This is a genomic window from Legionella tucsonensis, from assembly GCF_001468035.1.
Classification (GTDB): Bacteria; Pseudomonadota; Gammaproteobacteria; order Legionellales; family Legionellaceae; genus Legionella; species Legionella tucsonensis.
Window position 1 is genome coordinate 1,529,715 of the sequence record NZ_LNZA01000001.1, and the last position, 26,076, is coordinate 1,555,790.

Consider the following 26,076-nt stretch of genomic DNA (forward strand, 5'->3'; position numbering starts at 1 on the left):
ATTAAAAATATTCTAGTTTATTGTCAGCTTCACTTGGGAATACCTGTTTTTTTAGCTCCTGGTAACCTTCATTACTGTTATCTTTTTCAAGATAGAAATTTTTCACGATGTTTTGTACGTTATCGCCAATAACGCCCGAGGTTTTAAGCCCATGAAAATTAGACTGAGTTGAAAATACAAGAAATTTGGAGTGTCCTTTCGTTTGCCAGGCTTCATCAATGCCCAAAAGTCGTTGTAAACTGAGCATGCGGCTTGTACCGAAATAACTACCACCTTTGGTGGTGAGTTCTTTTTTAGCACCAGTGCCTTTGGTTACTTCATTATGAGCGTTATTAATAATATCGTGTAAGTTGCTTTCAAAATTTAAACTCTCAACTTGTGATCTAAGTTCCTTTGCTAACAACTCACAATAGCTGATCTTCGCCTGATTTCGTGATTTATAGAAAAATTTTACAGAAAATTGTTTTTGCTCTTTTTCTATTGTTCCTTTATATGTTTCTATTAATGAAATTGCTTCTTGCAGCCGATTTTTCTTTGTTATGAATGCTTCTTCATTTTTTGGCTCACTTTTCGTAGAAGACTTTTGTGGAGTAGAAACGTCCTCTTGGTGGTCTTCTATTTGTTGAGCTTCACTACTTTTATCACTAATTTTCTGTAAAAAAAATTCAGCTTGCTCCTTTTTTTTCCGAATGGATTGCTCAAGATTCTCAATAGCCCGAATAGTTTGTTGATGAATCTCTGAGGCTCCCTTAATCCCTTCTTTAATAAGCTGTATTTCCTTTTCTTTATCAGCAATAAATTCGATGAGTTCTTGAAGTTTATGAGCATCTGAAGGTATTAGTAGTTCACCTGCTTTTTGTGTGACACTATCTTCAATAGTTTTTACTTGCTTAAGTGGTGTTGCTAAGCTCTTTAAATCTGTTGCTTCCTTCATAATCGATTCAAAGTCCATGGTGTGCTCATTAAGATCATATTGTTTATTTTTAATCACTTCTTCCACAGGGGTTCCTTCGCATTCCTCCATGATTCCATCCATAATTCTCTTTCTTTCAGCAAAGTTATTTCTGAAGGTTGAGATAGATTTCTCACCAAATAAACGATCAAATTTCTGCTCAAACGCAACAAATGATTCTAGTGAGTAATTTGAAAGCAACTCAAGATAATCGATTTTCATTAATCTCAAGTTTTCTTGATTTAAATCTATGTCAGCATTTGCTAATTCTACTAAAGACTCAGCTTTGAGGATTAGTTGTTGATTGCGAAGAGCCTCTAATTCTTTTTTAAATACAGCCAGTCGTTTGGTCACGTTCCTTTTGAGAGTAGAGTCTCCTACCTCGTAATTGATAGACTGATATTTATCCTTAGTTGCTTTTTGATTTGCATAATGCTCATTCAAAGAACGTGCATCACGAATAACTTGTGTGTCGATATCCGTTTCCTCTACGGACAAGGCCAGAATCAAGTCATTTAGGAACTCCAAATACTTCTCGGAATATTTTGAGGCATCAAACTGGGTAGATGTGTATAATCCGATTTTTTTCTTATTTGACTCAATGTATTCTTTAAGTTTTTTATTAAACCCTATTTCAGCGAATTCTTTAACTTGCTCTAGAAGAGTTTGCTCATATGAAATTTTTTCTGGGCTTGAATAAATGGCTCGCAACTGCTGATTTTTCATATTAATCGTTACATATTAAAAACAGAGTGACTATATTATAGTCAAAATTGACAATAAATCAAACATCCCTTGAGCAAAATAAAAATACAATTTACATTAAGGGTATTACCCTAATTTCACACTCATGCACTATTTCAGTTAAATGAACACACTCAAAATTAGGGTAGTTCAGTTAGATTTGTTGGATTAGGATTCTCTTCATGCTTTGATTTTTCTCCTTGGAGCCTATCTTTTATATCGGCACATTGTTTCTTAGGATCCTCTCTTTCACTATCTTTTGAAACAAATTCAATTAACTTTCCACAAGCTTCTTCCTTACTTATATCACCTTTATTCAATTTATTGATTAATTCAATTACCTGTTCTTGTTCCCTATTATATACTGATAGATGAGCTAGGTGTGTTATAAAAGACCCAACTTGTTTTTTACGACTTTGTAACAATTCAGCTTTTTTTACTAGACAGTCTAAATTACCTCCTGGTTCAATAGGTAAATCGCTATTTTTTACGAAATCTAATAAGTGTCCCAATACAATAGAACGTCCTCTTAATCGTTTTCCGCCATATTGTTCCTTTAATAATGAAAACATTAAAGCATCTTCTAGGGCTTTTGTACTTTCTTTATATAAAGAAGAATCTTTATCTGGATCTAACATTCCTCTTAGAGATTTCATAAGAAAATCAACAGATTGCTTTTTTGCAACCGAAAATGGAGGCTTTAGTATCTTTTCGGATTGTTTTGTTACCAATTGAGACTCCAGTTTTTCCACTGCTTTTATTAACGAGTCAAATTTTTCACAATATTCAGAGTTTTCATTTTTAAAGCGTTGCATTTCTTTCAAAAATTCTTGCGAATCGAATTTAGCACCATTTTTGATTAATACTGTAATCGAATCCCAATGAGCTGATTTGATTGCATAATCAAGTGGTGTAAAACCACGCTCATCTTTTATATTTAAATCAGCACCATTTTTGATTAATTCATTGATAGCGAACGGACTTTCGCTCATTGCAGCTAAGTGCAATGGGGTTTGTCCTTTTTCATTTTGGGCATTAATATGGTGTTTTGCATTTTTTGCAAAACCTTCAATTAAAGCCGCTTGTCCCATTTCCGCAGCATGATGTAATGGTGTCTTTATATTGACCGGATCAGATTGTGGAATGTATTGGAGTTTTTCTGCTAATTTATTAATAAATTGAACTTTATTGACAACATCTGTGCTCATATATTCTAGATTATGTTTATATGATTCTACGCCCTCAATGAGATCATAAAACAACGATCGCAAACCTGGCTGAGAAAACGAAAGTATAAACGGCTTATCTTGTACTTCCTTTAAGAGTTCTATGACTATAGGTTTAAAAGTCGTATCCTTTTCATAATAGTAAATAGCATGATCTATAGGACTTCTATTGTAGATGTCAGTTGCATCTATATCCGCTCCTTCTTGAATCAAAAATTTAATCAGATTAATATTTTTTGATTCAATTGCCCAATGTAAAGGTGTTTTTCCGCTATTATCTTTTACATTAATATTAGCTCCACTCTTTATTAATAATTCGACAGTATGATCATTTCCAGCACGAGCAGCAAAATGTAGTGGCGTTTCTCCTTTTTTGTTTTTAACCTCAATATTTTCTCTACTCAAAAACAATCGCACAAGACTATTTTTACCTGACTTAGCCGCTCCATGAAGCGCTGTGGTTCCCAAATCATTCGCTGCATTAGCATCAAGACCTCGAGCGAATAACATCTTAACTAACTTAGCGTCACCCGTTTCGGCAGCTGCAACTAAAAACTCAGGGTTTAACGGCTTTTTAACATCATTTAATAAGAATTGAAACGCTGCTAATTGCCGATGTTTAATTGCCATCAGTAAATAATTTTCCACATTTTCTTGGTATTTTTTTTCACCAGATAAATCCTTTAGTGCTGCAAAGATATTTGAACGTCCGTTTTCGATTGATAAATTGAGTAAATTATCAATATTTTTCTTAATATAATCTTGTCTATATCCGATAGAGTTAAATAAATTCAAACTATTGATGTAACCATATTGAACTATTTCATTAATAAACTGATCATCGAATGTATTTAACTTATATTGCTTAAATGTTTGTTTAAGTACCATTAAATCATCTTTTGGGTCTAATTTAGATAAAAGCATTTCAAGCATATAATTATTATGAGAGCTGATCATTTTTATCCAAATAGGCTGACCATTAACATTTTCCATTAAAGCTTTTGATAGGGATTTACTATCCAATCCTAATAAAAAAACATAATTATCATCATCAAAGTAAGCCTTTTTTAATGTTTCATTATTAAAAATGGCTAATGCTTCTTCCTTATCTTTTTTATAATCGCTTCTTGTGTAAAACCTTCCATTGGTTTCTTGATGTGGCGTATAAAATTGTATTGGTACTTGATAATCTTCGTAATAACCGACAGCATTTTTACTTCTATGAATTCTATCTTGTAAATATTCTGCATAATGTTGTGCTGTTAAACGTGCTTCAAGTGTATCAGCAAAAATGCATACCCTACTTGTTCCATCACAATTCCAACGCATTCTTACCATAACTTCGTTATGAACATTCTTTTTTGCATCTTCTTTTACAACTTCTTTAAATTCAGTCAAGTTGTCATATATTGCCCTTTCCTTAGGCTCTCTCTGTTGAGTTTGAGTGAAGTCATTTGCTGTATCTTTTGATTGAAAATCAAGAGGTCTTGTATATGTATTAATATCTTTTCTAATAAAGCGATTAAAGAATGCATCTTTAGGATCAATTGCAACGCCTACTAAAAACCTCCAGTTCTCTAATTCATGACCAAAAAGTGGTGTTTTGCTGCCTGGATCAATATAAGTTGCTGAAGTTATATAGGTTGCCTGATCTTTATCTTCTTCACGTGTTGCTGGATTTTTATCACCAATTCTTTCTACTCTAGTCGAATCCTTCACTGTATAACCATAAGGCTTACGTTGTATTGGTCTATATTTCGGGTTACGGTGTTGTTCAGGATCTCTTGTCATATCATCAAAAAAATCAAAAAAGTTTCGTTGATTAAAACGATATGCGCCTGTGGCTTTAGCAACAAATGGCTGTAACTCAGACTCTTTTGATGCTTTAAGAGAAAAGGCCCCATCAATTTGTCTGAGGCAAAAATCTATATCGCGTTCGCATGGCTCGAATAATGAACCCTCTCTATTTCGATCATAGTCATTGGTTTCACCTGTTTGAATATGCTCGCCCGTCTGGATGATAAGAGTTTCGCCAACATCTCTTAATTTTTGTATCGAATCAATAGGGAGGAATTCTTTTAAATAATCATCGAATCTACCTTTAAATGGATTAGATTTTGACGAACAACGCATTAAATCAATTTTATGAGCCGTATTTAAAATTACATGAATCGGATCTTTATTATTTGGTTCACCCATCTCTAAAAGTTGTTGCTTATAATGATTCACTTCTTCTTCATCTTTAAATCCTAGTGATTTATAACGAGGTTCACCTTCTATCGTTTGCATCATATAATCATAAAAAATTTCTCCTGACCTCCAACGAAAATAGGAATAAGTCGTGAGACTATCTGCCCATCCACATTCATTTAAACGTCCAACAATACTAAATAATGCAAGATACTGAATTTTCTTAATATCTTCTTCTTTGAGATGTTCATATTCTGGATGATGTTTTTTAAACTCTTCTACAACCATAGGTATATAAGCAGCTGTTCTTAGTGTATGACCCAAACCATGATTAGGACGATTAACTTTCCCCCATTTATCAATCATAATGTCGCATAATTGAGCTGAATGTACAAGAACTCCACTTTTCGACCGCTCTGTGTAAAATTTTGATTTTGAGTAACTCTCCAGTGACAAATCTAATCGTGGAAAGAGCATTTTCTCTTTTTGCATTTGAGCATCAAATGCAACATCAGAATTAACTTTGATATATGGTTCTTTTAGCCAAGAATTAAAAACATATTCGATATCTTCTCGTTTAACGTAAATAACGTTATTAGTACTTGAACTTGTACCTTTCGAACTCTCAGATAACTTTTCTCTTCGTTCATCCATAGTACAATCTCAATTCAACAAGCATAATTTAATTATAGACAAACAATTGAATTGATTTTGTTCAGAGGTGCTTAAGAAGGGGCACAACAACCGGATAGAAAATGCCCGCCAGTCTAGACGGAGAAAAGAAAAATGCCTCATTCGTTTCAAATCACCAACAGCAAGCTCAGATTGTACTGGCACTGATGGGGAAAATCAGGAATCTCTTTGCTGTAGCCGTTGGGGCGCTACACCAACCCCGCACCACAGCAACGAATTCAATTCCAGAATGATAAAGAAATTTGGCAACATGCTGCAGCCGAGATGCTTGTCGCCTAAAATTCGACAACAGCCGTTTCATAGTGCAATGGAACTGGAGCTTATTTTGTTTCAGGGGTTATTTAGCGGATAATGAAGTAAAAAGAGTTAGTCGATAAGCCGGGTTCTGTCATGGACAATCATTCATCTGGGACATGCGTCACCACATGCCTCAAGCGACCTACCCGAATCCCGTGCGGGTCACGCGTAATGACTTTTCAGCCAAAAGGATTCCTATTTGATCTTGCTCCGAGTGGGGTTTTCCCTGCCACGTCTGTTACCAGCCGTGCGGTGCGCTCTTACCGCACCATTTCACCCTTACCTCAAAGAGGCGGTATATTTTCTGTGGCACTTTCCGTAGGTTCACACCTCCCAGGTGTTACCTGGCACTCTACCCTATGGAGCCCGGACTTTCCTCCCTTTGCAAAGCAAAGAGCGATTGTCTGACCAACTCTGTTATCAATAGTAGCAGAGTGCCTAGCCAAAGACCACTATATTAGGAAATTTAATTATGAAAAAACAGCGAGATTATTCTAATCAATTAGAAATCACGAGTTCCAATAAATTCATCATCAAAATAACGCTTTAATTTAGTACGCAAAGTACCGCGACTTACACCAAGAACACGTGCAGCTTTTGATTGGTTGTAACGAGTTAACTCCATAACAGTACGAAATAACGGCGCTTCAACTTCCTCAACAATTAATTGATATAAATTTAAGTTAGAATCTTTATTGCTAACACTGGTTAAATAACCCTTAACAGCATGAATTACTTGATGTGAAAGTGCTTCGCTGCTTTGCACCATTGTTTCTGTGCTCATTTAAGTCTCCTAGTACAAATTAATTAAATAAAATTATGCCCAGTACACACACCCACCGAACACTATGGCCTATATAGTACCAAACATCTCAAAGAGTGTAAATATTGTTTTAATGATATTCATTTCTTAAGGAAATATTAAGTCAAAAAAATTTTACCATTTTACAAGTTAAATGGACAAGGCGAATTTATTATTTAATTACTGTATTACTGTTATTTTTATTAAGTCGAAGAAAATAATAAGAAAATTTGTGTAATTTCTTTCTGGTTTCCCAAAATTAAAAAATTTTATTTATTTTTAAAATATTCTTAATAAACTGGGCGTATTTGAATTAATTAAGGATAAATATGACTAAAGAACATACCAGTGATTTGCATTGCCATCTTAATGGAAGCTTCAGCTTCCCGTTCTGGAAAAAACAGCACAAATAAATAATTGCATTGAAATATATGAAGAATTAATGCGAGTACGTGCAGAATATCTCCAAAAAACAATACAACAACCAGAAAGTGGTTACTCTAAAGAGTTAATTGCGATTATTTGGAAACAGTTTAGTTTTGTGCATAAGATTATTCAGAATCTAACTGATATTTCTGATGGTGTGGTGGATATAGTAGAAAGCTCAAAAGCTAAGTACCTTGAAATTAGAACAACACCCAAAGAAATGGCAAATGAAACGCGTGATAAATATATAGATTCATTTATATTCGGTCTACTCCAAGCAAATCAAACAATAACGGACAAAATAGCTGTTGGATTATTGAGCCTGGACAGAACACTACACAATCTAGAAGATGCAAACTACTTTATCGATCGCATATTAACAAGTCCAGATAAGCTATTAGTCGGTTTGGATATTTCAGGAAACCCTGTGGCAAATAGAACTCTAGCAGGAAATGAGTTAGCGAAGGTGATTCAACTCGCTTTAAATAGAGGTGTTGCTGTTGCGATTCATGCTGGTGAGTCTGATAATGCTCAGGAACGACAAGACACTGATATGGTCTTAACAGCATTAGAAGAATGGAAATCACAACACCCTGATAAAAACAAAAATCCGTTGCATGGCAAAGTACGATTAGGTCATTGTATCTAACCCCGCAACAAAAAAATCGCATTAACACGCTTGGCATTCCTATAGAAGTATGTCCCAGCTGCCACAGCAAATTGAATTGGCATCTTGAAAAAGAGCCTCATCCAATTACAACAGTTTATCAGGACCTAAGTGATCCTGTCGTCTTAGGTACAGATGATGAACTAATTTTCGGTGCTTCAGCCAAAGCTGAATTGAATAAATTTTTAGGATTTTTTTCAAATAAGGGGCAATTAAGCAGGAAACAAATTAAAGAGCATCAATCCAGTTTCCGTTTTTCCATGTAATAGAGATGATTTTTATTTATGGATGTCTGAGTGATGTACAGCGGAACTCGGAATTTAGTAACTGTTCACGATATTTGTTTTTATTCATCGAATAATTGTAACCTGGGTGAAGGCAGCAGCCCGTAGGGAAATTTCTGTACCTGTATTCATCCCTGTTTCCGCTTTGCTGCACCCCAGGCTACATATTATTCTAATCCACTGTAAAACTTTCCCCACATCCACATTGGCCTGTTTGGTTAGGGTTATTGAAAACAAATTTATAATTTAATCCCTGTTTTACGTAATCAACACTCATATTTTTCATAAAAGGATAACTGGTCTTATCAATACATGCACTATAGTTTTCAGTCAAAGCAAGAACCCAATCGCCTTCATCAGGGGCTCGCACATAATCAACGACATAAGATAAACCCGAACACCCAGTTTTTTTTACTGATAAACGAACCCCAGTATATTCAGAATTTTTTTGCAAATAAGACACCAAGTGTTTTACTGCTGCTTCAGTAAAACTAATTTCAGGAACGGTGCTTTCTGCATGATGCATCACTACACTCATTATTACCTCTCGATTCGATTTTTGCCTTTTTCATTAAAAGCAATGCTTTTTTATAAACATCAATAACCCTTAATGCTATAGGATATTGAGCAACAGGAATATCTAACTCTTTAACGATCAGTTGATAATCAATTTGTGGTACGACATCTAGAAGCAGCCCTTCAAGCTGCCTGCATAACCATTCCAAGCCCGCAACTACATAAGGATTACCATTGGTTTTAAAACAGGCTCGAACAATTGTACTCTCTGAATTACACTGCATATAGAGTTCAATCGTTCCTTGACCTTTTTGGTTGTTTTTAACAACTACAGCAAAATGATCATTTAAATCGATAACCCCTACATGTCTGGGCGAAAAAAAACAATCCTGTACAATTCTATTATATATCATGATGGTGATATTTCATGCAATCGAGTTACTTGGGTACAAATAGCGTTAATCGCGTATTTTACCTCTTCTTCCGTAGTAAAACGCCCCATAGATAATCTAATGCTACTTTGTGCCAAATCATCACTTAACCCTAAAGCCCTCAGCACATAAGAGGGTTGGATACTGGAAGAGCTACAGGCTGAAGTAGTAGATACAGCTAACTCATTCAATGCTAACAGCAAAGAATCCCCATCTAAACCGGCAAAACTCATATTAAGATTGCCCGCGATTCGCTTGTGTATATCTCCATTAAGCTGGATACCTGGCAAATGCTTAATACCATTCCATAAACGCTGACGATAACTTAAAAGACGGGCTTGCTCCTCTTCTCTTAAGTTTTCAGCTAATGCAAATGCTTCTCCCATGCCCACAATTTGGTGCGTAGCCAAGGTCCCTGAACGTAAACCTCCCTCATGTCCTCCACCAAAACTTTGCGGCTGGAGACGAACTCGTGGTTTGTGCCGTATATAAAGCGCGCCTACACCTTTGGGACCATAATTTTTATGCGCTGATAACGCCATTAAATCTACAGAAAGATGTTCAAGATCAATAGGAATTTTTCCAGCACTTTGTGCTGCATCAACATGAAAAAGAATTCCTTTATTACGTAATAAAGCACCAATAGACTCAATATCTTGCACTACGCCGATTTCATTATTCACATGCATAATGGATACCAAAATGGTATCAGGTCTCAATACTTGGGCAAGTTTTTCAAGCTCAAGCAAACCATTGGATTCCGGTTGCACATAGGTTACTTCGAATCCATCTTTTTCTAAACGGTCAAAGCTATCGAGTACCGCTTTATGTTCTGTACTCATCGTAACCAAATGCTTTCCTTTATTCTTATAAAAATGGGCTGCGCCTATTATCGCCAAATTATTCGCTTCTGTAGCACCTGAAGTAAATACTATATCCTGGATGGAAGCATGAATTGAATCTGCAACCTGTAAACGTGCATGCTCAACAGCAAGAGCTGCAATGCGACCGTATTCATGAGTTACAGAAGAAGGATTACCATAGTCTCCATCCGGGCCTAAATAATGTATCATGCGCTCTACTACATGCGGATCAGTCGGTGTTGTTGCCATATAATCAAAATAGATCGGTATTTTAATTATTCTGTTCACTCTGGCCCCTTTTATTTGCCCATTCCAACGATTTTTGTACTTGACTCAACATACCTCTTAGCAAGTTTACTTCCATTTTTTCCAAATTCACCCGATTAAATAATCGACGCATGCGCTGCATTAAACGCCTTGGATTTGAAACTTTTAAAAACTGAATCTCAATAAAAACTTCTCTCAAATGCTCATAAAATTGCTCAATTTCATCTGCTGCTGCATATTCATCCTGACGCAATGCCACTTCTGCTTTGGGTGCCAATAGCTTCATTCGCAACTCATAAGCAATAATCTGCACCGCCTGTGCCAAATTAAGTGAACCATATTCAGGATTGCTTGGAATATGGATGTGATAATGACACTTTAGCAGTTCTTCGTTAGTCAGACCTGCGTGCTCCCTCCCAAATACAATCGCAATTTGTGTGTTTTCTAATTGTTGGCTTACCAAATCTGCGCACGATGCCGGAACTAAGCCAGGCAAAGAAAGTCCTCTAGGTCTTGCGCTTGTTCCCAAAATCAGCTGGCAGCCAATCAAAGCCTCATCTAAAGTTTCAGTAATTACAGCACTTTCTAAAAGATCATCGGCACCTGCAGCCATTTCCTTTGCTTTATAATCCGGAAAAGATTTAGGTTTTACCAAATACAGTGAATTTAACCCCATAGTTTTCATCGCTCGAGCTGTTGAGCCTATGTTACCTGGGTGAGATGTTGCTACTAGAATAATACGAATTGAACTTAACTTCATAAAAAACTTTTTATTAATGCATTGAAATGACTATATCATATCATTGAACACCCTTTTTGACGATTTTTGCTTTTTTCATATTTAACTCTATTTGCGCAAAAAAAATATGATAGAATCACAGGTTTTGTACATTCAAGAGTATATTCATGGAACCACTTTTAAATATAGCAATTAACGCAGCACGACTGGCCGGTGAAATTATAATTCGACATATGGACCAAGTGGATCGTCTCAAAATTACCGCTAAAAATAACCATGAATATTTTAGCGAGGTAGACATCAAAGCCGAACAAGCTATTATTCATACGATTCATAAAGCATATCCTGAACATGGAATTCTCGCAGAAGAAAGTGGTATCCAAGAAAGAGATGGCGAGTCAATCTGGATTATTGATCCATTAGATGGAACATCCAATTACTTACATGGATTTCCTTTCTTTTCAGTTTCTATAGCGGTGAAAGTTAAAGGAAGGATAGAGCATGGAGTTATTTATGACCCATTACGACACGAATGTTTTGCTGCAAGCCGAGGACGTGGAGCGCGATTAAATGATCGAAGAATACGCGTTTCTAAGCAAACCCAACTTGTAGCCTCGCTTCTAGGAACTGGCTTCCCTTCACGTAACATCAATGTAGCGCAAAGATATTTACCTACCTTTGAAGCATTATTTGGTAAATGTGCTGGGGTCAGAAGAACTGGATCCGCAGCACTTGATTTAGCTTATGTGGCCAGTGGTCGGCTGGATGGATTTTGGGAGTTCGGCTTACGTCCTTGGGATATTGCAGCAGGATCCTTACTAATTCGAGAAGCAGGTGGATTAATTAGCGATTTACAAGGCGGTGATGATTTTCTCAAGCATGGAGACATTGTTGCTGGAACACCTAAAGTGTTTAAATCATTATTACAAACTATTTCACCTGTTTTGAATAAGTAAGATTGTAGTCTGGGTGAGCAATCGGCATGGTTCTGCTGCTTCACCCAGATTACAAATCATTCAGTTATCATTTTATTTAAATCCCTGCTTCACTCCAAAACTTAAGGGAAGTTCGTCAGCCAGAGCAGTTCCCAGATTTTTACTCACTCGATCAAAAAGATTTTGTTTACGGGTATAATCGATCACATCAGGAACTTTAATTACCTCACGGGCTAACTGTCCGCTGCTTGCAAAACCATCAATTAACCCTATTGTTAAGGCTTGTTCACCGGTCCAAAAAAGCCCAGAGAATGTTTCGTCATCAATGTGTAAACGACTTCCCCTTCCCTCTTTGACTCTATTGATAAATTGCTGATGAACCTGATCGAGCATAACTTGCAGTTTTTGTTTTGCAAAATCTGTTTCGGGAGAAAAAGGATCTAAAAATGATTTATTTACACCTGATGTTTGTAATCTTCGTGTAACACCCACTTTATTGATTAGATCAACAAAACCAAAACCATTATACAAAACACCTATAGAACCAACCATACTTGCCGGGCTAGCATAAATGGATTCTGTACCAACAGCAACATAATAAGCTGCAGAAGCACATGCATCCACGCACACTGAATAAATTTTAATATTTGGATATTTTTTCTGATAAAATTTGATCATGTTATACATGTATTCAGCCTGAACTGGACTACCGCCTGGGCTATTGATACGAATAATTAAGGCCTTTAACCCAGCGTTTTTATAAGCTGAATCCAGTCCCTTGGCAAAATCATCTGCATTGGCTTTAGTTTCAGACATTTCGCCTGTAATATCTACTATACCTACGTGAGGCTTGATATTAGTACCCATGTCTTCATTGGTTCCCTTTGACACGTAATAAACTATATAAGCAATAATAAGCAAATAAATAACACGCATAAACCATTTCCATCTGCGCTTCCTTTTTTCCTCTTTCATATAATCAATAATGATTTGATTCAGCAAAGCTTGAGAATCTGAAGTAGAATTAGAAGAATGGTCATTTGTCATAATCAATTCACTTGAAATAATTAAATTAGTCCTCATTTTACGGTAGATGCAAGAAAATTAATACCCACTAACCATTAGAAGGTTATACATCATGAGAATGGATAAACTAACATCAAAATTTCAAATAGCCCTGGCAGATGCTCAATCTCTGGCTTTAGGAAGAGATAATGGCTTTATCGAACCGGAACACTTAATGAAGGCACTTCTGGATCAACAGGGAGGTACTTGCAGACCTCTACTCAGTAAAGCTGGCGTTAATATTCCTCTCTTAAGAACTCTTATAGATCAAGCATTAGATAAACTTCCTAAAGTAGCTGGAATTGGAGGTGATATCCATATTTCAAACGGATTAAATCGTCTACTAAATCTTACTGATAAACTGGCGCAACAAAAGAAAGATAATTTTATTTCCAGCGAGCTTTTTGTTTTAGCGGCAATAAGTGAAGAAGGTAGCCTTTCTCGCATACTCAAACAAGCAGGCTGTGAAGCAAAAGCAATAGAAAACGCAATTAATGAGTTGCGCGGTGGAGAAACGGTTAATGACCCTAATGCCGAGGAACAACGTCAAGCTCTTGAAAAATATACTCTAGACCTAACCGCCCGTGCAGAGCAAGGTAAATTAGACCCTGTGATTGGTCGCGATGATGAAATTCGCAGAACCATTCAAGTTTTGCAAAGACGCACAAAAAATAATCCTGTTTTAATTGGTGAACCCGGTGTAGGTAAAACAGCAATTGTTGAAGGACTGGCACAACGTATTATTAATGGTGAAGTTCCTGAAGGTTTAAAAAATAAACGCTTGCTCTCATTGGATATGGGTGCATTGATTGCCGGAGCAAAATTTCGCGGTGAATTCGAAGAGCGACTAAAAGCTGTTCTTAACGATCTGGCAAAACAAGAAGGTCAAATTATTCTCTTTATTGATGAGCTTCATACTATGGTTGGTGCTGGAAAAGCAGAAGGCGCAATGGATGCAGGAAACATGCTAAAACCCGCTTTAGCGCGCGGTGAACTCCATTGCATCGGTGCAACTACTCTTGATGAATACCGACAGTACATCGAAAAAGATGCCGCTTTAGAGCGACGATTCCAGAAAATTCTGGTTGATGAACCCAGTGTTGAAGATACAATTGCTATTCTTCGTGGCTTAAAAGAACGATATGAAGTACATCATGGAGTTGAAATTACTGACCCAGCTATAGTCGCAGCTGCTACTCTATCGCACCGATACATTACGGACAGACAACTTCCCGATAAAGCGATTGATTTAATCGATGAAGCAGGAAGTTTGATTCGCATGGAAATAGATTCAAAACCCGAAAGCATGGATAAATTGGAGCGACGTTTGATTCAATTAAAAATCGAACGTGAAGCACTCAAAAAAGAGCATGATGAAGCCTCTAAAAAACGACTTGAAGACTTACAACATACGATTGAGGATCTAGAACACAATTACTCTGATTTAGAAGAGGTTTGGAAATCAGAAAAAGCAATGATGCAAGGAGCGACTCAAATTAAAGAAGCCCTTGAACAAGCAAAACTTGAAATGGAAACCGCACGGCGAGCGGGAGATTTGAGTAGAATGTCTGAATTACAATATGGACGCATTCCAGAGCTCGAGAAACGGTTGGCACAGGTGGCTGAGGCAGAATCTCATGAAAACAAATTAGTCCGGAATAAAGTGACAGAAGATGAGGTAGCAGAAGTCGTTTCCAGGTGGACAGGTATACCCGTGGCCAAGATGATGGAGGGTGAAAAAGAAAAATTACTGAAGATGGAAGAGGTATTACATCATCGTCTCATAGGTCAAAATGAGGCGATAGATGCAGTATCGAATGCTATTCGACGCTCACGTGCCGGGTTATCCGATCCTAACCGTCCTATTGGATCATTTTTATTCCTTGGTCCTACTGGGGTAGGTAAAACTGAATTATGCAAGGCCCTGGCTTCATTTCTCTTTGATACCGAGGAAGCAATGGTACGCATCGACATGTCCGAATTTATGGAAAAACATTCCGTTGCCCGTCTCATTGGCGCTCCACCCGGATATGTTGGTTATGAGGAGGGAGGCTATTTAACGGAAGCAGTTCGACGCAGACCTTATTCAGTTATTTTACTTGATGAAGTAGAAAAAGCGCATACGGATGTGTTCAATATACTCTTGCAAGTGATGGACGACGGACGCTTGACTGATGGCCAAGGACGTACTGTTGACTTCCGCAATGTCATTATAGTCATGACCTCAAACCTGGGCTCCAATCTGATTCAGGAAATGGGAAATAAATTTAAATACGAACAAATTAAAGATTCAGTAATGGAAATGGTGCGCCAACACTTCCGTCCTGAATTCATTAACCGCATTGATGATACTGTAGTCTTTCATTCTCTTGCTAAAGATCAAATTTCAAAAATTGCTGCAATCCAAATTGGTTATTTGCAAAAACGTCTGAAACAACAAGATATCCATCTTGATGTAACTCAGGAAACATTATCGCACTTAGCGGAAGCGGGCTTCGATCCAGTATATGGAGCAAGACCTTTAAAGCGCACCATTCAACAACAATTAGAAAACCCCTTGGCTCAAGATATATTGACGGGGAAATTCAAGTCAGGTGACACAATTAAAGTCACTTATAAAGATAATGAGATGAAGTTTACAAGTCATTAATCACTTGTAGTCTCAGTGAAGTAAGTGTAGCAACTGTCTTAAAATAAAATTTAATTTAAGACAGTTGCTACACTTTAACATTTTACACGCTCAGCAAATAGCTGTTGAAACCAGTATTCACCTAGCATATAAATCCAAATCCGTGAATCAATTTTAACCTGGGTTTGCTGTGCGCTACCACTCAAGTTACTTTGTAATAAAAATTAAACCGTGAGTATTACTTCGCTTTCCTCTTTTTTCTGTGCTACTTGCAATGTAAGCTCTTTCTCTGCCCTTGCAATCGCAGTATGCATCCTCTCTTTTCCTTCAAAAAACTCACAATCCAAGTTAACACCAGGTTCTGTTTCAAGGAACTGTTTGAGAAATTTCACACCGTCTAACATATCTACTTTAGTTAACTCATCCAGAGATGCTTTCAAACCTAAGGCCTGTTGCATAGTAAATAATAGATCTGTATCGAATGTCTTTGAGTTTTGTAATAACAAAACATAACCGCCAAAAAGTATATAACTGCACGTATAATCATAGCACTCTTTAATTTTTGTTAAAAAAGTACTGTGATCCATAGATTCAAGATTACTTTGAATTATCGGGGCATAAAATAATCTAAAAATTATATTCCTTGATGCTTCTGATTCAACATGTTTAATAAGACTGGTATTAATTGCTTCATCATCTAAGCATTGAAACGTGTTAAAGTTCTTATAATCTTTTGCTACTCCTTTACACCATTTCTCTATATCTTTTTCAAGCTGTTGGCGTTCATTGTTGATTTGTATCGTTAGAGATTGAACAAAAGCAATCGCTTTGAATCGATGTAACATCGCTGCGCCACGCTTTCTGTGCTCATCAATAATATCCTGAAGATACTGTTTGAAATGTTCATCCTTAACAAAATGGGGGTATTTCATGAATCGAGGAACTTTCTCTTTATCTTCAAGCAACATATTATCACGAAAAACTTCTAATGCTGTTACAATGGTTACAACATCAAGAATCTTTAAATCATCTTCTTTATATTTTTTTTTGATAACGTCTATTTCTTTAAATTGCAAGGCTCTTCTTATGGCTTGGAATAACTTACACGAGGTCACATCACAACCAAAAAAGCTCCAAGAAATATATCCATTAGGATTTTCGTATTCTTTTATCAATCGAAAATAGCGATGAAGCAAGGCACCTAATAAAAACAAAGTACCTTGCTGGGTTTTTTCTTTATCTTCTTTGGGAATTTGACGCAGTTCATTAACTAATAAATTAAACACATCAACCTGTGTATCCCTACTTGATTTACATTTTATTACTTCATTTGTTCTAGCGATTAATACCTCAAGGCTCGATTGTTGTACTACAGAGGATCTATCACTGACCTGACTATCCACTACTCTATATCTTCCTAATAATGTTGAGTATTTTGCTTCCAGGTTAAGCGTATTGACTCTAAATTTTGCAAATTCTAGCGGGGTAAAAGTCATACATCCTCCTTAATACATACTCATTCCTAGAGAACTCATAACGCCTTTATAAAGCCCATATAAGGATGAAGAGTTCTTATTAAACGAAAAATATTTTGTCTCATGAATATCCTTTTGAATTGTTGCTCCTAATCGTTTGTTTAGATCTTCATATGTTTTTTCTTCACGCTTTTCATATACAAAAGTGCAATAGTAACTGAATTCACTCAAGCATGAATTAAAAAAATCCTTGTCCATGTCTTCAAGAGATTGAATGCCTAAATGACTACGAAATAAATCAATTAAACTTTGATGAAGATAATTACTTACCGAGGAATTATATTGAAACCACTTGACCAAATATATTCCAATAATAACCTTTTTTCTAAATTCATTGAAATCATCAAGAGTTAACTTAGGATTTCTTCTAACATCTTTAACATATTGGATTAATTCATATGTCTCATCTAAACTGTGAGCCAGCATACTTATTGTAGCCGCATCATCCATGGCAGCATGTTTCGAAATGAATAGAGAAAAAAAACTTAAACATCCCACATGTTGTCCAGAAGTTCGCGCTAAACACGTCGCAAGTCGTTTTGCTTTTTGCTGAAATTCGGCAAACAACATTGTCATTGCGTCCCTCCTGCAAATATTGACCCGCAATAACTGCAACGCGTCATTGTCCAAAAATGTTAACGCCTTCATTTTTTATAGCAACCTATAAAAAATATTGCAACTATTAATTTAACTAATTGAACATAAAAAGAATTAAAAGTCCTTTTTATAATTTTTTATGCCCAATACGTTCGAGGATAACTCAGTAAGAAGGATATAAAGAATTAAGATAGGCAGCCTGGGTGAAGAAACATAAGACCAAGAAAATTTATGAAAGGAGGCCCGGGTAATGTTTGCGCTTCACCAGATTACAGATTATCTTAAAAAGCGCTCGTCTATAGAATTGATTAATTTTTGATGTATTCCATTAAAACCTCGATTACTCATGACCAAAACAGCATCTCCTTCTTGTACCACTTCTGTCACTTCTCTAATTATTTCATCATGATTTTTACAAATCTTATAGGGACAAGTCCAGTTGCTTACAGTTTCGTGCAAATTAAAATCATTCGGCTCCAAAACATATACGCCATGGACATGTTCCAAAGCATGTGCCATTTCATTGGCATGAACACCAGTACGCATGGTATACGAGGCAAACTCCAACACCGCAAAAATGCGTTGATGTCTATTACTTTGTTTTAAAGCATCAACTGTTCGCATGATGGCTGTAGGATGATGCGCAAAATCATCATAAAGTGTTATACCGTATTTATTGGATCGAACCTCTAAACGACGCTTTACTGGAGTAAAACGCTCTAAAGCTTCAGCTGCGACTTCTGGATGTACTCCAGCATTTACACTGGCAACAAGAGCAGCCAAACCATTTTCCACATTAAAGCGCCCAATTAAAGGCCATCTTACTTCAGCAACTTCCTTACCATGATGTAAGACTTTAAATGCCGAACCATTCTCTTCAATTAATCGTGCTGTCCATTGCGCATCACCATCTAAACTCAGCTCTTCAACTCGCGAATATTGACCACGAGTAATCACTTCATTAAGTGCTTTATCATCTTGAGGCTTAATCACAACCCCACTTGCGGGGATAGTTCTCATCAGATAATGAAATTGTAATTGGATCGCTGCTAAATCAGGATAGATATCTGCATGATCAAATTCCAGATTGTTTAAAATGGCGATTCTTGGACGATAATGCATGAACTTAGGACGCTTATCAAAAAAAGCACTATCGTATTCATCTGCTTCAATTACAAACCATTTACCCGTACCAAGACAAGAGCTTGTCTGAAAATCAGATGATACCCCACCAATTAAAAATCCAGGATTAAGTCCTGCTTGATGTAAAATCCAGGCAGCCATTGAAGTAGTTGTTGTTTTACCGTGAGTACCAGAAATAGCGATCACTTGATATCTCGATAAAATATTTTCAGCAAGCCATTGTGGTCCAGAAGTATATGGTTTGCCTGACTCAATTACAGCCTCAAGTACCGGCATACCTCTTTTAATGGCATTGCCCACAATAATCAGATCTGCTTGTAATGCTAAAGTAGTATCATCATAGCCTTCAGCCCAGGTTATTTCTTTTGCTGCGAGTAAATCACTTACTGGAGGGTAACAGTTGGCATCACTTCCAGTAACCTTATACCCTGCATCACGCGCCAACAAAGCTAAAGCACTCATAAAAGTTCCGCTTATACCTAAAATATGTAAATGCATGATAATCCTAATCTCATTGTAATAAAGAAATAGTTAAAATATTAACCGCTATTAAACCAAATGCAGCCAATGCAGATTGAATTGCTGTAATGTTTAATGCGAACTTATATATATATGCTGTAATAACAAACTGCCAAACAGATAATCCCAAACTCAAAAATAAATAAAGAATGCCAATAAATAAAAATAAAGGATTTCTTAAATTAGCCAGAGAAAGATATGGTGCAATAATCAATAAAGGAATAACTAATATATGGATAATAATACTGATACAGTACAATGAAGTGGCTGTCTGCACAAGTCTCGGAGTCAATCCTTTAAAAAACAAAGCAAGATAAGTATAAATAATATAAGAGATAATTAAACATACTGAAATGAATACATTATTTATCATCTCTTCAGAAGAGTTGAAATAAAAAGAGTCCCATTCGATCGTCATAAGTAAAGCCAATAAGACAGCACTCAAAACCATTCGAGTAATGGAGTAAGGTGTATTCTCTGGGCTTTCCTTTAATAAGCAAATATCCCAATAACGATCAAATATTAGATGCAACATTTAAGTCTTCATTTTTTAATTAAATTTAATCGCTTAGATACAGCACAGCGACACTATTAAATTAATAGTTCTTGACCCTTACTTCCGTCCCGAGAACAAAGTCGCTCATGTGGAACAACATTTAGATCCTTAGTTTAATGACAATACACCGAACAAAACTCGAAATTTCGGATATTGATGTACTTTACCTCAGGCTTTACTGAGCTACCTCAGACTATAAAACTACCTATTCTCCGATAATGATTCTTCTCTTTTCATTATTTTTTTTACCATTCCAAGCTGTTGTACAACAGGCTTACTCCATGGCCCTGAAATTTTATAACTGTATGCAGAGATTTTTTGCATACTCTGATTAATAATTTTGTTCGCGACCCAAGCTGCAACACCCGCTACAGGACCACCAGCAATCGTTGCAACAACAGGTAAACTTGCTGTTATATGCGGAGATATTTTCAAGTTCAGATCATAGGTATGCTTAACTAAGTCAAGATCTCCTTTCATACTTGCATAAGCAACAGGACCATCAAGATAACTATCCTGTGTACTCATAATCCCCTTATTCACGATAAAATTTCCCTGAAAAATATCAAAACTATATCCTTGATGTGCCAAATCGCTAAAATCCAATTGTAAGCGACGAGGTATGGTCTGCAAACTTAGAATACTTAATAATTTACCTAGACCTAACTTTTCTTCTGTCTCTTTGCTTAAATGCGTAATTCTTCCGTTTTTAAGTTGTAAATATATATTCCCTTTGAGCGAGGCAAGGGAAAATTGATGCAAACTCTTTTTCCAACCCCCATGAAATTCCATATATCCTTTTTTTGCATGAACAACAGGAGTTACATTCCAGCGCTCTAAAGTTTTAGCTAAATTAGTGATATTCAGTTTTACATCAAGATTTGTCTGATTTACATTTTCTTTTTGAATCCACTCTCCCTGAACATTAAATTGATAGACTGGGGATGTAATCTGGCAATAATCCACTTTCCATTTTTCAGTGGTGGATTTACTCTTCAAAGTTACATCACCCACTTGCACCTTCCCCACAGATAAATTATCAACACGCAAATTAAGATTTGGTATTTGATTTGGATGCATTTGCGTCGTTTCAGAAAATTCTTTACCTGTAGTAACCATCTTATCCAAATTTAAATAATGTACATGGCCGCTTAATTCATTGGTAGGCGCATGATAAGTTAAGTCAGCAGCAACATTTTTTTGCTGTAGATTAAAAGACCAATCTTTACTCGGTAATATTTTTGCTTTGACGATAATTTTATTAAATTGCTGTTTCAAAAAACTGAATTTATCTATAGTGACATTAATAATTCGCAAATTATTTAATATAGATGAGTCTGCTTTTGCTGAATAAAATTCACTGTATATATCATTCCATTCCTGAAAATCAAATCCTTTTAAAACACCTACCACAGAAAGGCCTGGCAATTTTTGATTTACAGCATTTACACCACCTAAACGCAACTGCCCAGAATCAAAAGCAAAGCCCTCTTTAGAATTTTTGAATAATAGATCCGCACTTAAACGATTATCATAATTACCTCGTAAGCGCATTGATTTTTTCTCATTGAGCTCAAGAATTAATTCCAGCGGCGTCTTTTCATTTGATTTTTTACCTAAAGGCGCAGGTAAATTAACATCCATCCCCTCTAAAGTACTATTAAAACTGATACTGTCTGCTTCAGAGGATTTATCACTTAACTTTAATACTGCGTTCACGTCTAATGAACCATCAACTAAAGAAAAATGCGGCAATTTAAATTGGTTTTTCAAGGAATCAACAGTACATTTCCCATTGATCGTAATTGTTGTTGCAGGCATAGGTGTTTTAACTGATTGAATTTTGATGTTCATTGGATGCCCCAAGATTGTGGCAAAGAGGTAACTATCTGTTATCCCTGTTTCATTAAACATCAACCCGCCTGATAGATTTTGCACAGAAAACTGGGCTAATTCATGATTCACTGTAATTGTATTATTTTTAAAGGAAAGGTTTCCTTTAGCAAGTACATCATCATTTTCTGGATATAAAGGAACCTGTACGCTTAAATTGAGCAAGGCTGATCCTTTAATGGACAACATTTTTAAAAGCGTTAGCTTTTTCTTTAAAGGAGAAGCCATAACATAATTAATCATTTTTTGTACTGATGCATCAATTTTTCCGGTCACCAGCAAATTTTCTTTATTTTTTCCAATGTCATCGATGCGCAAATGCATTTCTCTTGCAGGCACACCCTGGAAATTAGCATGGACTATATCAATATTAAGATTACGGTTTTTTAAATGAATAAATCCATCAATTTCTTTGATAGCCTTCCATTTGGAGTTGATTGCTATCTCACCGCCACTTGCATAGCTCTCTATAATAAATTCACCAGTATTTTTATCAAAAGGAAAATCTTTTGCCAAACCATTAACTCTTACTCTTCCACTCGCATTAGCAATCCGTTTTACGTCATTTTTTAACCAAAGATACAATTTAGGTTTCATGTGTTTTTTAGGTAAAAAAGGCACCCATTGTTGCCAATTTTTACCGGAAAATTCCGCACCAAGACGAACATGCCCTACAGATTGGCGAGTTACCTGATCTACCGCACCTTGCATACTTAATGTTAACTCAGGCTGGCTTACAACAAATCGTTCCATACTGACTCGTAAACCATCACTTAACTCTTTCCAGTCAAAAGCACCATTCAGTACGGTGAATGTTTGCTCTGGATACCCATTCACACTTATCGAAGTGTTTTCAGAATCAAGCTCCAATCGTCCTTGTTCAGGTTGCCAGTTTATAACACCTGAAAGATTTTTTATTTGGGGAATATCATCTTTGGCATCCCATCCTAACTGCTCAAAACGTGTTAAAACATAATTTATAGAATAGTCATCAATGGAAAAGTTATCCCCTCTTTTTTGTAATATGTCAGCAGTATTTTGAGTTGTTCCCAGTAAGGTTGAAGCTTCTGATTGCAAACGTTCATTTGCAGTAATCATACTAAAAACAGGGATTGGAGGAATAACTGAAACATTGGTATTTAATGAGAAAAGAATCTGAGTGTCTTTTAAGACTCCCTGTGGTTTCATAGCCAATATGTTCTCGATACTTTTAGGCCAGTTAATTGCATCAGAAAACAACGATTCAATAATAATTGATTTTACAAATAAAAGATAACTTTGTTGTTCTTTATTGTATTTAAGCAATAATTTATTCTCAGGCCAAGCCACACCACCGATACGCAATTTAATTGGATCAGCCTGGAGCTGCCAACCTAAATTATCGGGTTTCCATGAGAGATTTGCAAAAAATGATTGGACAAGTTGGCTGTGCTGATTATTCAATAACCTCCATGCCAGTCGTTTAAATGCTATCTGTGCTTGCACTGAAGAAACCGCACCATGATGTACATCAAGCCATAAATTAATATTGCCCTTCCCCCCTTCAAAATGCTCAGTTGTCTTAGGAAACAAATTTTGCCATTGAGCAGGTACTATATTTTTAGCCGAAAAATAAAATTGCCCTTCAATATCCTCAAAATGCTCTGGATCAAAATATCCATCACCTAATAGTTGAAAATTAGTACTGCTTGTTTGTGCAAGTCGAGCTTCTCCTTTAAACTTATAATGTCCGCTACGATTTGCTACCGATACATTTAAACCATTAACAGGAATCAAGCCCCCGTCGCTAAAATGGAAATAAGCTGAAACGTGCCTAATGATTAAGTGTTCCTGCTGTGATAGCCAGATCAAAATCTGTTTGGTTTTCTCTGGCGTCATATCGTTATTATTTAGCAGATCGGTTGCAACACCATCAATAGACCAATGATTATCTTTTTCTCTCAAATTGAGATGCATATTATCAATAAAGAGAACCCCCGGTTGGATCTGCCAATTCCATAATGATTTAAATAAGTTAATTCCGACTAACAATTTATTGATACGAAAATTATGTTCCGAATCATCTCCCAAAGTAACTTGATTTAATTTAAGTACAGGTTGAAACCAATACCATCCTGTTTCCATTGTTTGTATGGTTACAGGCTGTCCTATAAGAATTGATAGATGATGTTCTACTTCACCCTTATATTCTTTTGCCCAGGGAGTTAGAGAGCGGAATATGCTGGATAAAACAGCCATAAAGATAATTAGGACAGCTAAAAGCATCCAAACTCTTTTTAATACTACACTCACACGCTGTGTTCGATTACTCATTGATTTTTTTACTATACCATTGCTTTTGCGCATACTCATCATTTTCTTTTTGTTCGATGCGCTGTAATTTGAGTTGCTCGACCTTGTTAACCCGGTCTACCAGTTGGCTAACCCCTTCTTCGGAAATCTTTGTCTGTTTATATTTGAGCTCAGCCTTAGTCTTCATTTTTCCTAAATGAGCTAAATGTGCGTTTAATTGTATTAAAGCTGTATCCAAATGGCTAATAAAATCGATGCGATTACGTAATCGAGCCACAATTGTTCCTTGTTCACCAATTTTCTCAACTTGCTTTAGATAATCCTGTCGATAAGCGACTAACTGATCATGCTTTAACTTATTAAGCTTAAATTGCTCCTGCGCTTTTAATAGATCTTGATATGCAGCATGAGTTGCTTCTTTTTTTATCTGCAAAAACTGTTTTAAACGTTCCAATCGCTGACTCATCTACTAGCTCCCAAGGATGATGCCAACTGGGATAACATATCCACACTTTCCTTATAAAGAAACCGTTCATTGATGCCTTGCTCCATATATTTTCGAATTTTATCTCGGGCTTGAATCGCCTTATCGAGATTCGGATCACTCCCCGTAGCATAAGCACCAAGCAATATGAAGTCTTTATTTTTTTCATACAGTGATAAATTCTTTTTGAATAATAGCATATCATTCATTTGTTGCTCAGATACTATAGCTTGCATTACTCGACTAATAGAAGCTTCCACGTCAATAGCAGGATATTGTCCTTCTTCGGCGATAGACCGACTTAAAACAATATGTCCATCCAAAATAGCTCGTGCTGCATCTGCAATAGGATCTTGCATATCATCGCCTTCAGTTAAGACTGTATAAAATGCAGTAATCGAACCACTACCAGCCTCTCCATTACCAGCACGTTCGACGAGTTTTGGTAATTCGGCAAACACAGAAGGCGGATAACCTTTAGTTGCTGGCGCCTCACCTATAGATAGAGCAATCTCTCTTTGTGCCTGAGCAAAACGAGTTAAAGAGTCTACCAACAGCAATACATGTTTGCCTTGATCGCGAAAATATTCGGCAATACTCGTAGCTACTTTAGCACCGTGTAAACGCATTAAAGGACTTTCATCAGCAGGAGCTGCAACAACAATCGCACGCTTTAAACCCTCTTCACCTAAATTTAATTCGATAAATTCCTTGACCTCTCTACCTCGCTCGCCAATCAAACCAACAACAACCACATCAGCTTTGGTAAAACGAGTCATCATACCTAACAAAACTGATTTTCCTACTCCCGACCCTGCAAATAATCCAATTCGTTGGCCTCGCCCAACAGTAAGTAATCCATTAATTGCGCGTATCCCTACATCTAAAGGTGTATCAATAACAGCTCTTTTTAAAGGATTAATTGCAGGACTAACTAAAGGATATACCTCACTTAACTCAAGAGATGGCCCTCCGTCTATAAGAACACCAGAACCGTTGATAACTCGCCCTAGTAATTGAGTCCCAACTTCAACCTGAGCAACACGCCCAGTTGGGGTAATAATCATCCCGGGAGCAAGTCCCTGAATCGCACCAATTGACATCAAATAGACGCGATCTTGGCTAAAGCCAACCACCTCAGCGTCAATCGTACGTGATTCATCAATAGTAATAAAACAACGTGCACCAACAGGTTGATTAAAGCCTTTAGCCTCTAGTGTGAGGCCAACAGCCCGACTTATGCGGCCACAATGTAATAATCCTAAATGCTTTTTTTCACGAATTTCAGGAAGTATCTGGACCAGATGTGACTCATAAACTTTCATCTGTTC

General features: G+C 36.5%; 20 protein-coding genes and 1 other RNA gene. 5 read left to right on the top strand and 16 right to left on the bottom strand.

What is annotated here, in order from left to right; translation table 11 throughout:
• Window position 1 precedes the first annotated feature (1 nt).
• Both Ltuc_RS06695 and Ltuc_RS06700 read right to left on the bottom strand, forming a co-directional pair.
• Window positions 2-1,678, bottom strand: coding sequence for a hypothetical protein (locus tag Ltuc_RS06695; protein ID WP_058520519.1), 1,677 nt, complete (start codon window positions 1,676-1,678; stop codon window positions 2-4).
• A 158-nt stretch (window positions 1,679-1,836) separates the two neighbouring features.
• Window positions 1,837-5,766 carry an ankyrin repeat domain-containing protein gene (locus tag Ltuc_RS06700; protein WP_058520520.1) on the bottom strand — a complete coding sequence of 1,310 codons (3,930 nt, stop codon included), beginning with the start codon at window positions 5,764-5,766 and terminating at the stop codon, window positions 1,837-1,839.
• Window positions 5,767-5,867: 101 nt separating this feature from the next.
• On the opposite strand from Ltuc_RS06700, the gene Ltuc_RS15320 reads away from it, so the two are divergent.
• Window positions 5,868-6,038 (top strand): hypothetical protein, encoded by a 171-nt coding sequence (locus tag Ltuc_RS15320; protein WP_157064603.1) that lies wholly within the window; start codon window positions 5,868-5,870, stop codon window positions 6,036-6,038.
• A 125-nt stretch (window positions 6,039-6,163) separates the two neighbouring features.
• Here the strand turns inward: Ltuc_RS15320 and rnpB are convergent.
• Both rnpB and Ltuc_RS06705 read right to left on the bottom strand, forming a co-directional pair.
• Window positions 6,164-6,518, bottom strand: an RNA gene (gene rnpB, locus Ltuc_RS12375) — RNase P RNA component class A.
• Between the two features lie 86 nt (window positions 6,519-6,604).
• The gene (locus Ltuc_RS06705; protein ID WP_031566118.1) at window positions 6,605-6,886 is read right to left on the bottom strand and encodes a helix-turn-helix domain-containing protein; all 282 of its coding nucleotides are present in this window, start codon (window positions 6,884-6,886) and stop codon (window positions 6,605-6,607) included.
• A 460-nt stretch (window positions 6,887-7,346) separates the two neighbouring features.
• Here Ltuc_RS06705 and Ltuc_RS06710 point away from each other — a divergent pair, with 460 nt between their 5' ends.
• Window positions 7,347-7,979, top strand: coding sequence for an amidohydrolase family protein (locus Ltuc_RS06710; RefSeq protein WP_058520521.1), 633 nt, complete (start codon window positions 7,347-7,349; stop codon window positions 7,977-7,979).
• The gene (locus tag Ltuc_RS15785; protein ID WP_058520522.1) at window positions 7,970-8,263 is read left to right on the top strand and encodes an amidohydrolase family protein; all 294 of its coding nucleotides are present in this window, start codon (window positions 7,970-7,972) and stop codon (window positions 8,261-8,263) included. The genes Ltuc_RS06710 and Ltuc_RS15785 overlap by 10 nt, the downstream gene beginning before the upstream one ends.
• Window positions 8,264-8,453: 190 nt before the next feature.
• Here the strand turns inward: Ltuc_RS15785 and Ltuc_RS06720 are convergent, their stop codons facing one another.
• From Ltuc_RS06720 to trmJ, 4 genes are read right to left on the bottom strand one after another with little or no spacing between them, the layout of a single operon-like run.
• Window positions 8,454-8,819, bottom strand: coding sequence for a HesB/IscA family protein (locus Ltuc_RS06720; RefSeq protein ID WP_058520523.1), 366 nt, complete (start codon window positions 8,817-8,819; stop codon window positions 8,454-8,456).
• Window positions 8,779-9,210, bottom strand: a complete 432-nt coding sequence (locus Ltuc_RS06725) for an iron-sulfur cluster assembly scaffold protein (RefSeq protein ID WP_058520524.1) — start codon at window positions 9,208-9,210, stop codon at window positions 8,779-8,781. The genes Ltuc_RS06720 and Ltuc_RS06725 overlap by 41 nt, the downstream gene beginning before the upstream one ends.
• Window positions 9,207-10,379: an IscS subfamily cysteine desulfurase gene (locus tag Ltuc_RS06730; RefSeq protein WP_083498054.1), complete on the bottom strand. Its 1,173-nt coding sequence runs from the start codon at window positions 10,377-10,379 to the stop codon at window positions 9,207-9,209. Before Ltuc_RS06730 ends, Ltuc_RS06725 begins: the two co-directional genes overlap by 4 nt.
• Complete coding sequence (gene trmJ / locus Ltuc_RS06735; protein ID WP_058520525.1) at window positions 10,363-11,118, bottom strand: tRNA (cytosine(32)/uridine(32)-2'-O)-methyltransferase TrmJ; 756 nt, start codon at window positions 11,116-11,118, stop codon at window positions 10,363-10,365. Before trmJ ends, Ltuc_RS06730 begins: the two co-directional genes overlap by 17 nt.
• Window positions 11,119-11,264: 146 nt before the next feature.
• On the opposite strand from trmJ, the gene Ltuc_RS06740 reads away from it, so the two are divergent.
• Window positions 11,265-12,053 carry an inositol monophosphatase family protein gene (locus Ltuc_RS06740; RefSeq protein WP_058520526.1) on the top strand — a complete coding sequence of 263 codons (789 nt, stop codon included), beginning with the start codon at window positions 11,265-11,267 and terminating at the stop codon, window positions 12,051-12,053.
• A 72-nt stretch (window positions 12,054-12,125) separates the two neighbouring features.
• Here Ltuc_RS06740 and Ltuc_RS06745 read toward each other — a convergent pair whose 3' ends face one another.
• Window positions 12,126-13,079: a S49 family peptidase gene (locus Ltuc_RS06745; RefSeq protein WP_058520527.1), complete on the bottom strand. Its 954-nt coding sequence runs from the start codon at window positions 13,077-13,079 to the stop codon at window positions 12,126-12,128.
• Window positions 13,080-13,170: 91 nt separating this feature from the next.
• Between Ltuc_RS06745 and clpB the strand changes: the two genes are divergently transcribed.
• Complete coding sequence (gene clpB, locus Ltuc_RS06750; RefSeq protein WP_058520528.1) at window positions 13,171-15,747, top strand: ATP-dependent chaperone ClpB; 2,577 nt, start codon at window positions 13,171-13,173, stop codon at window positions 15,745-15,747.
• A 203-nt stretch (window positions 15,748-15,950) separates the two neighbouring features.
• Here the strand turns inward: clpB and Ltuc_RS06755 are convergent, their stop codons facing one another.
• The 7 genes from Ltuc_RS06755 to fliI form a co-directional block, all read right to left on the bottom strand.
• On the bottom strand, window positions 15,951-17,222 hold the full coding sequence (locus Ltuc_RS06755) for a hypothetical protein (protein WP_058520529.1): 1,272 nt from the start codon (window positions 17,220-17,222) through the stop codon (window positions 15,951-15,953).
• Between the two features lie 9 nt (window positions 17,223-17,231).
• A complete protein-coding gene (locus Ltuc_RS06760; protein WP_058520530.1) occupies window positions 17,232-17,837 on the bottom strand; it encodes a hypothetical protein in 606 nt (201 codons plus the stop codon).
• 297 nt (window positions 17,838-18,134) lie between these two features.
• Window positions 18,135-19,499, bottom strand: a complete 1,365-nt coding sequence (gene mpl, locus Ltuc_RS06765) for a UDP-N-acetylmuramate:L-alanyl-gamma-D-glutamyl-meso-diaminopimelate ligase (protein WP_058520531.1) — start codon at window positions 19,497-19,499, stop codon at window positions 18,135-18,137.
• Window positions 19,500-19,512: 13 nt separating this feature from the next.
• Window positions 19,513-20,055, bottom strand: coding sequence for a hypothetical protein (locus tag Ltuc_RS06770; protein ID WP_058520532.1), 543 nt, complete (start codon window positions 20,053-20,055; stop codon window positions 19,513-19,515).
• A 222-nt stretch (window positions 20,056-20,277) separates the two neighbouring features.
• Window positions 20,278-24,315 (bottom strand): YhdP family protein, encoded by a 4,038-nt coding sequence (locus Ltuc_RS06775; RefSeq protein ID WP_274519404.1) that lies wholly within the window; start codon window positions 24,313-24,315, stop codon window positions 20,278-20,280.
• Window positions 24,275-24,727: a flagellar export protein FliJ gene (locus tag Ltuc_RS06780; protein WP_058520533.1), complete on the bottom strand. Its 453-nt coding sequence runs from the start codon at window positions 24,725-24,727 to the stop codon at window positions 24,275-24,277. The genes Ltuc_RS06775 and Ltuc_RS06780 overlap by 41 nt, the downstream gene beginning before the upstream one ends.
• Window positions 24,724-26,070: a flagellar protein export ATPase FliI gene (gene fliI, locus Ltuc_RS06785; protein ID WP_058520534.1), complete on the bottom strand. Its 1,347-nt coding sequence runs from the start codon at window positions 26,068-26,070 to the stop codon at window positions 24,724-24,726. The genes Ltuc_RS06780 and fliI overlap by 4 nt, the downstream gene beginning before the upstream one ends.
• Between the last annotated feature and the right edge of the window lie 6 nt (window positions 26,071-26,076).

Excerpts from the sequence above, each read along its gene's own strand:
- Ltuc_RS06740 (WP_058520526.1), top strand. The coding sequence starts at position 11,265 with ATGGAACCACTTTTAAATATAGCAATTAACGCAGCACGACTGGCCGGT.
- clpB (WP_058520528.1), top strand. The coding sequence starts at position 13,171 with ATGAGAATGGATAAACTAACATCAAAATTTCAAATAGCCCTGGCAGAT.
- Ltuc_RS06755 (WP_058520529.1), bottom strand. The coding sequence starts at position 17,222 with ATGACTTTTACCCCGCTAGAATTTGCAAAATTTAGAGTCAATACGCTT.
- Ltuc_RS06745 (WP_058520527.1), bottom strand. The coding sequence starts at position 13,079 with ATGACAAATGACCATTCTTCTAATTCTACTTCAGATTCTCAAGCTTTG.
- Ltuc_RS06725 (WP_058520524.1), bottom strand. The coding sequence starts at position 9,210 with ATGATATATAATAGAATTGTACAGGATTGTTTTTTTTCGCCCAGACAT.
- trmJ (WP_058520525.1), bottom strand. The coding sequence starts at position 11,118 with ATGAAGTTAAGTTCAATTCGTATTATTCTAGTAGCAACATCTCACCCA.
- Ltuc_RS06705 (WP_031566118.1), bottom strand. The coding sequence starts at position 6,886 with ATGAGCACAGAAACAATGGTGCAAAGCAGCGAAGCACTTTCACATCAA.
- Ltuc_RS06695 (WP_058520519.1), bottom strand. The coding sequence starts at position 1,678 with ATGAAAAATCAGCAGTTGCGAGCCATTTATTCAAGCCCAGAAAAAATT.
- mpl (WP_058520531.1), bottom strand. The coding sequence starts at position 19,499 with ATGCATTTACATATTTTAGGTATAAGCGGAACTTTTATGAGTGCTTTA.
- Ltuc_RS06710 (WP_058520521.1), top strand. The coding sequence starts at position 7,347 with ATGCGAGTACGTGCAGAATATCTCCAAAAAACAATACAACAACCAGAA.
- Ltuc_RS06770 (WP_058520532.1), bottom strand. The coding sequence starts at position 20,055 with ATGTTGCATCTAATATTTGATCGTTATTGGGATATTTGCTTATTAAAG.
- Ltuc_RS06760 (WP_058520530.1), bottom strand. The coding sequence starts at position 17,837 with ATGACAATGTTGTTTGCCGAATTTCAGCAAAAAGCAAAACGACTTGCG.
- Ltuc_RS06720 (WP_058520523.1), bottom strand. The coding sequence starts at position 8,819 with ATGAGTGTAGTGATGCATCATGCAGAAAGCACCGTTCCTGAAATTAGT.
- Ltuc_RS06775 (WP_274519404.1), bottom strand. The coding sequence starts at position 24,315 with ATGCGCAAAAGCAATGGTATAGTAAAAAAATCAATGAGTAATCGAACA.
- fliI (WP_058520534.1), bottom strand. The coding sequence starts at position 26,070 with ATGAAAGTTTATGAGTCACATCTGGTCCAGATACTTCCTGAAATTCGT.
- Ltuc_RS06780 (WP_058520533.1), bottom strand. The coding sequence starts at position 24,727 with ATGAGTCAGCGATTGGAACGTTTAAAACAGTTTTTGCAGATAAAAAAA.
- Ltuc_RS06700 (WP_058520520.1), bottom strand. The coding sequence starts at position 5,766 with ATGGATGAACGAAGAGAAAAGTTATCTGAGAGTTCGAAAGGTACAAGT.
- Ltuc_RS15320 (WP_157064603.1), top strand. The coding sequence starts at position 5,868 with ATGCCCGCCAGTCTAGACGGAGAAAAGAAAAATGCCTCATTCGTTTCA.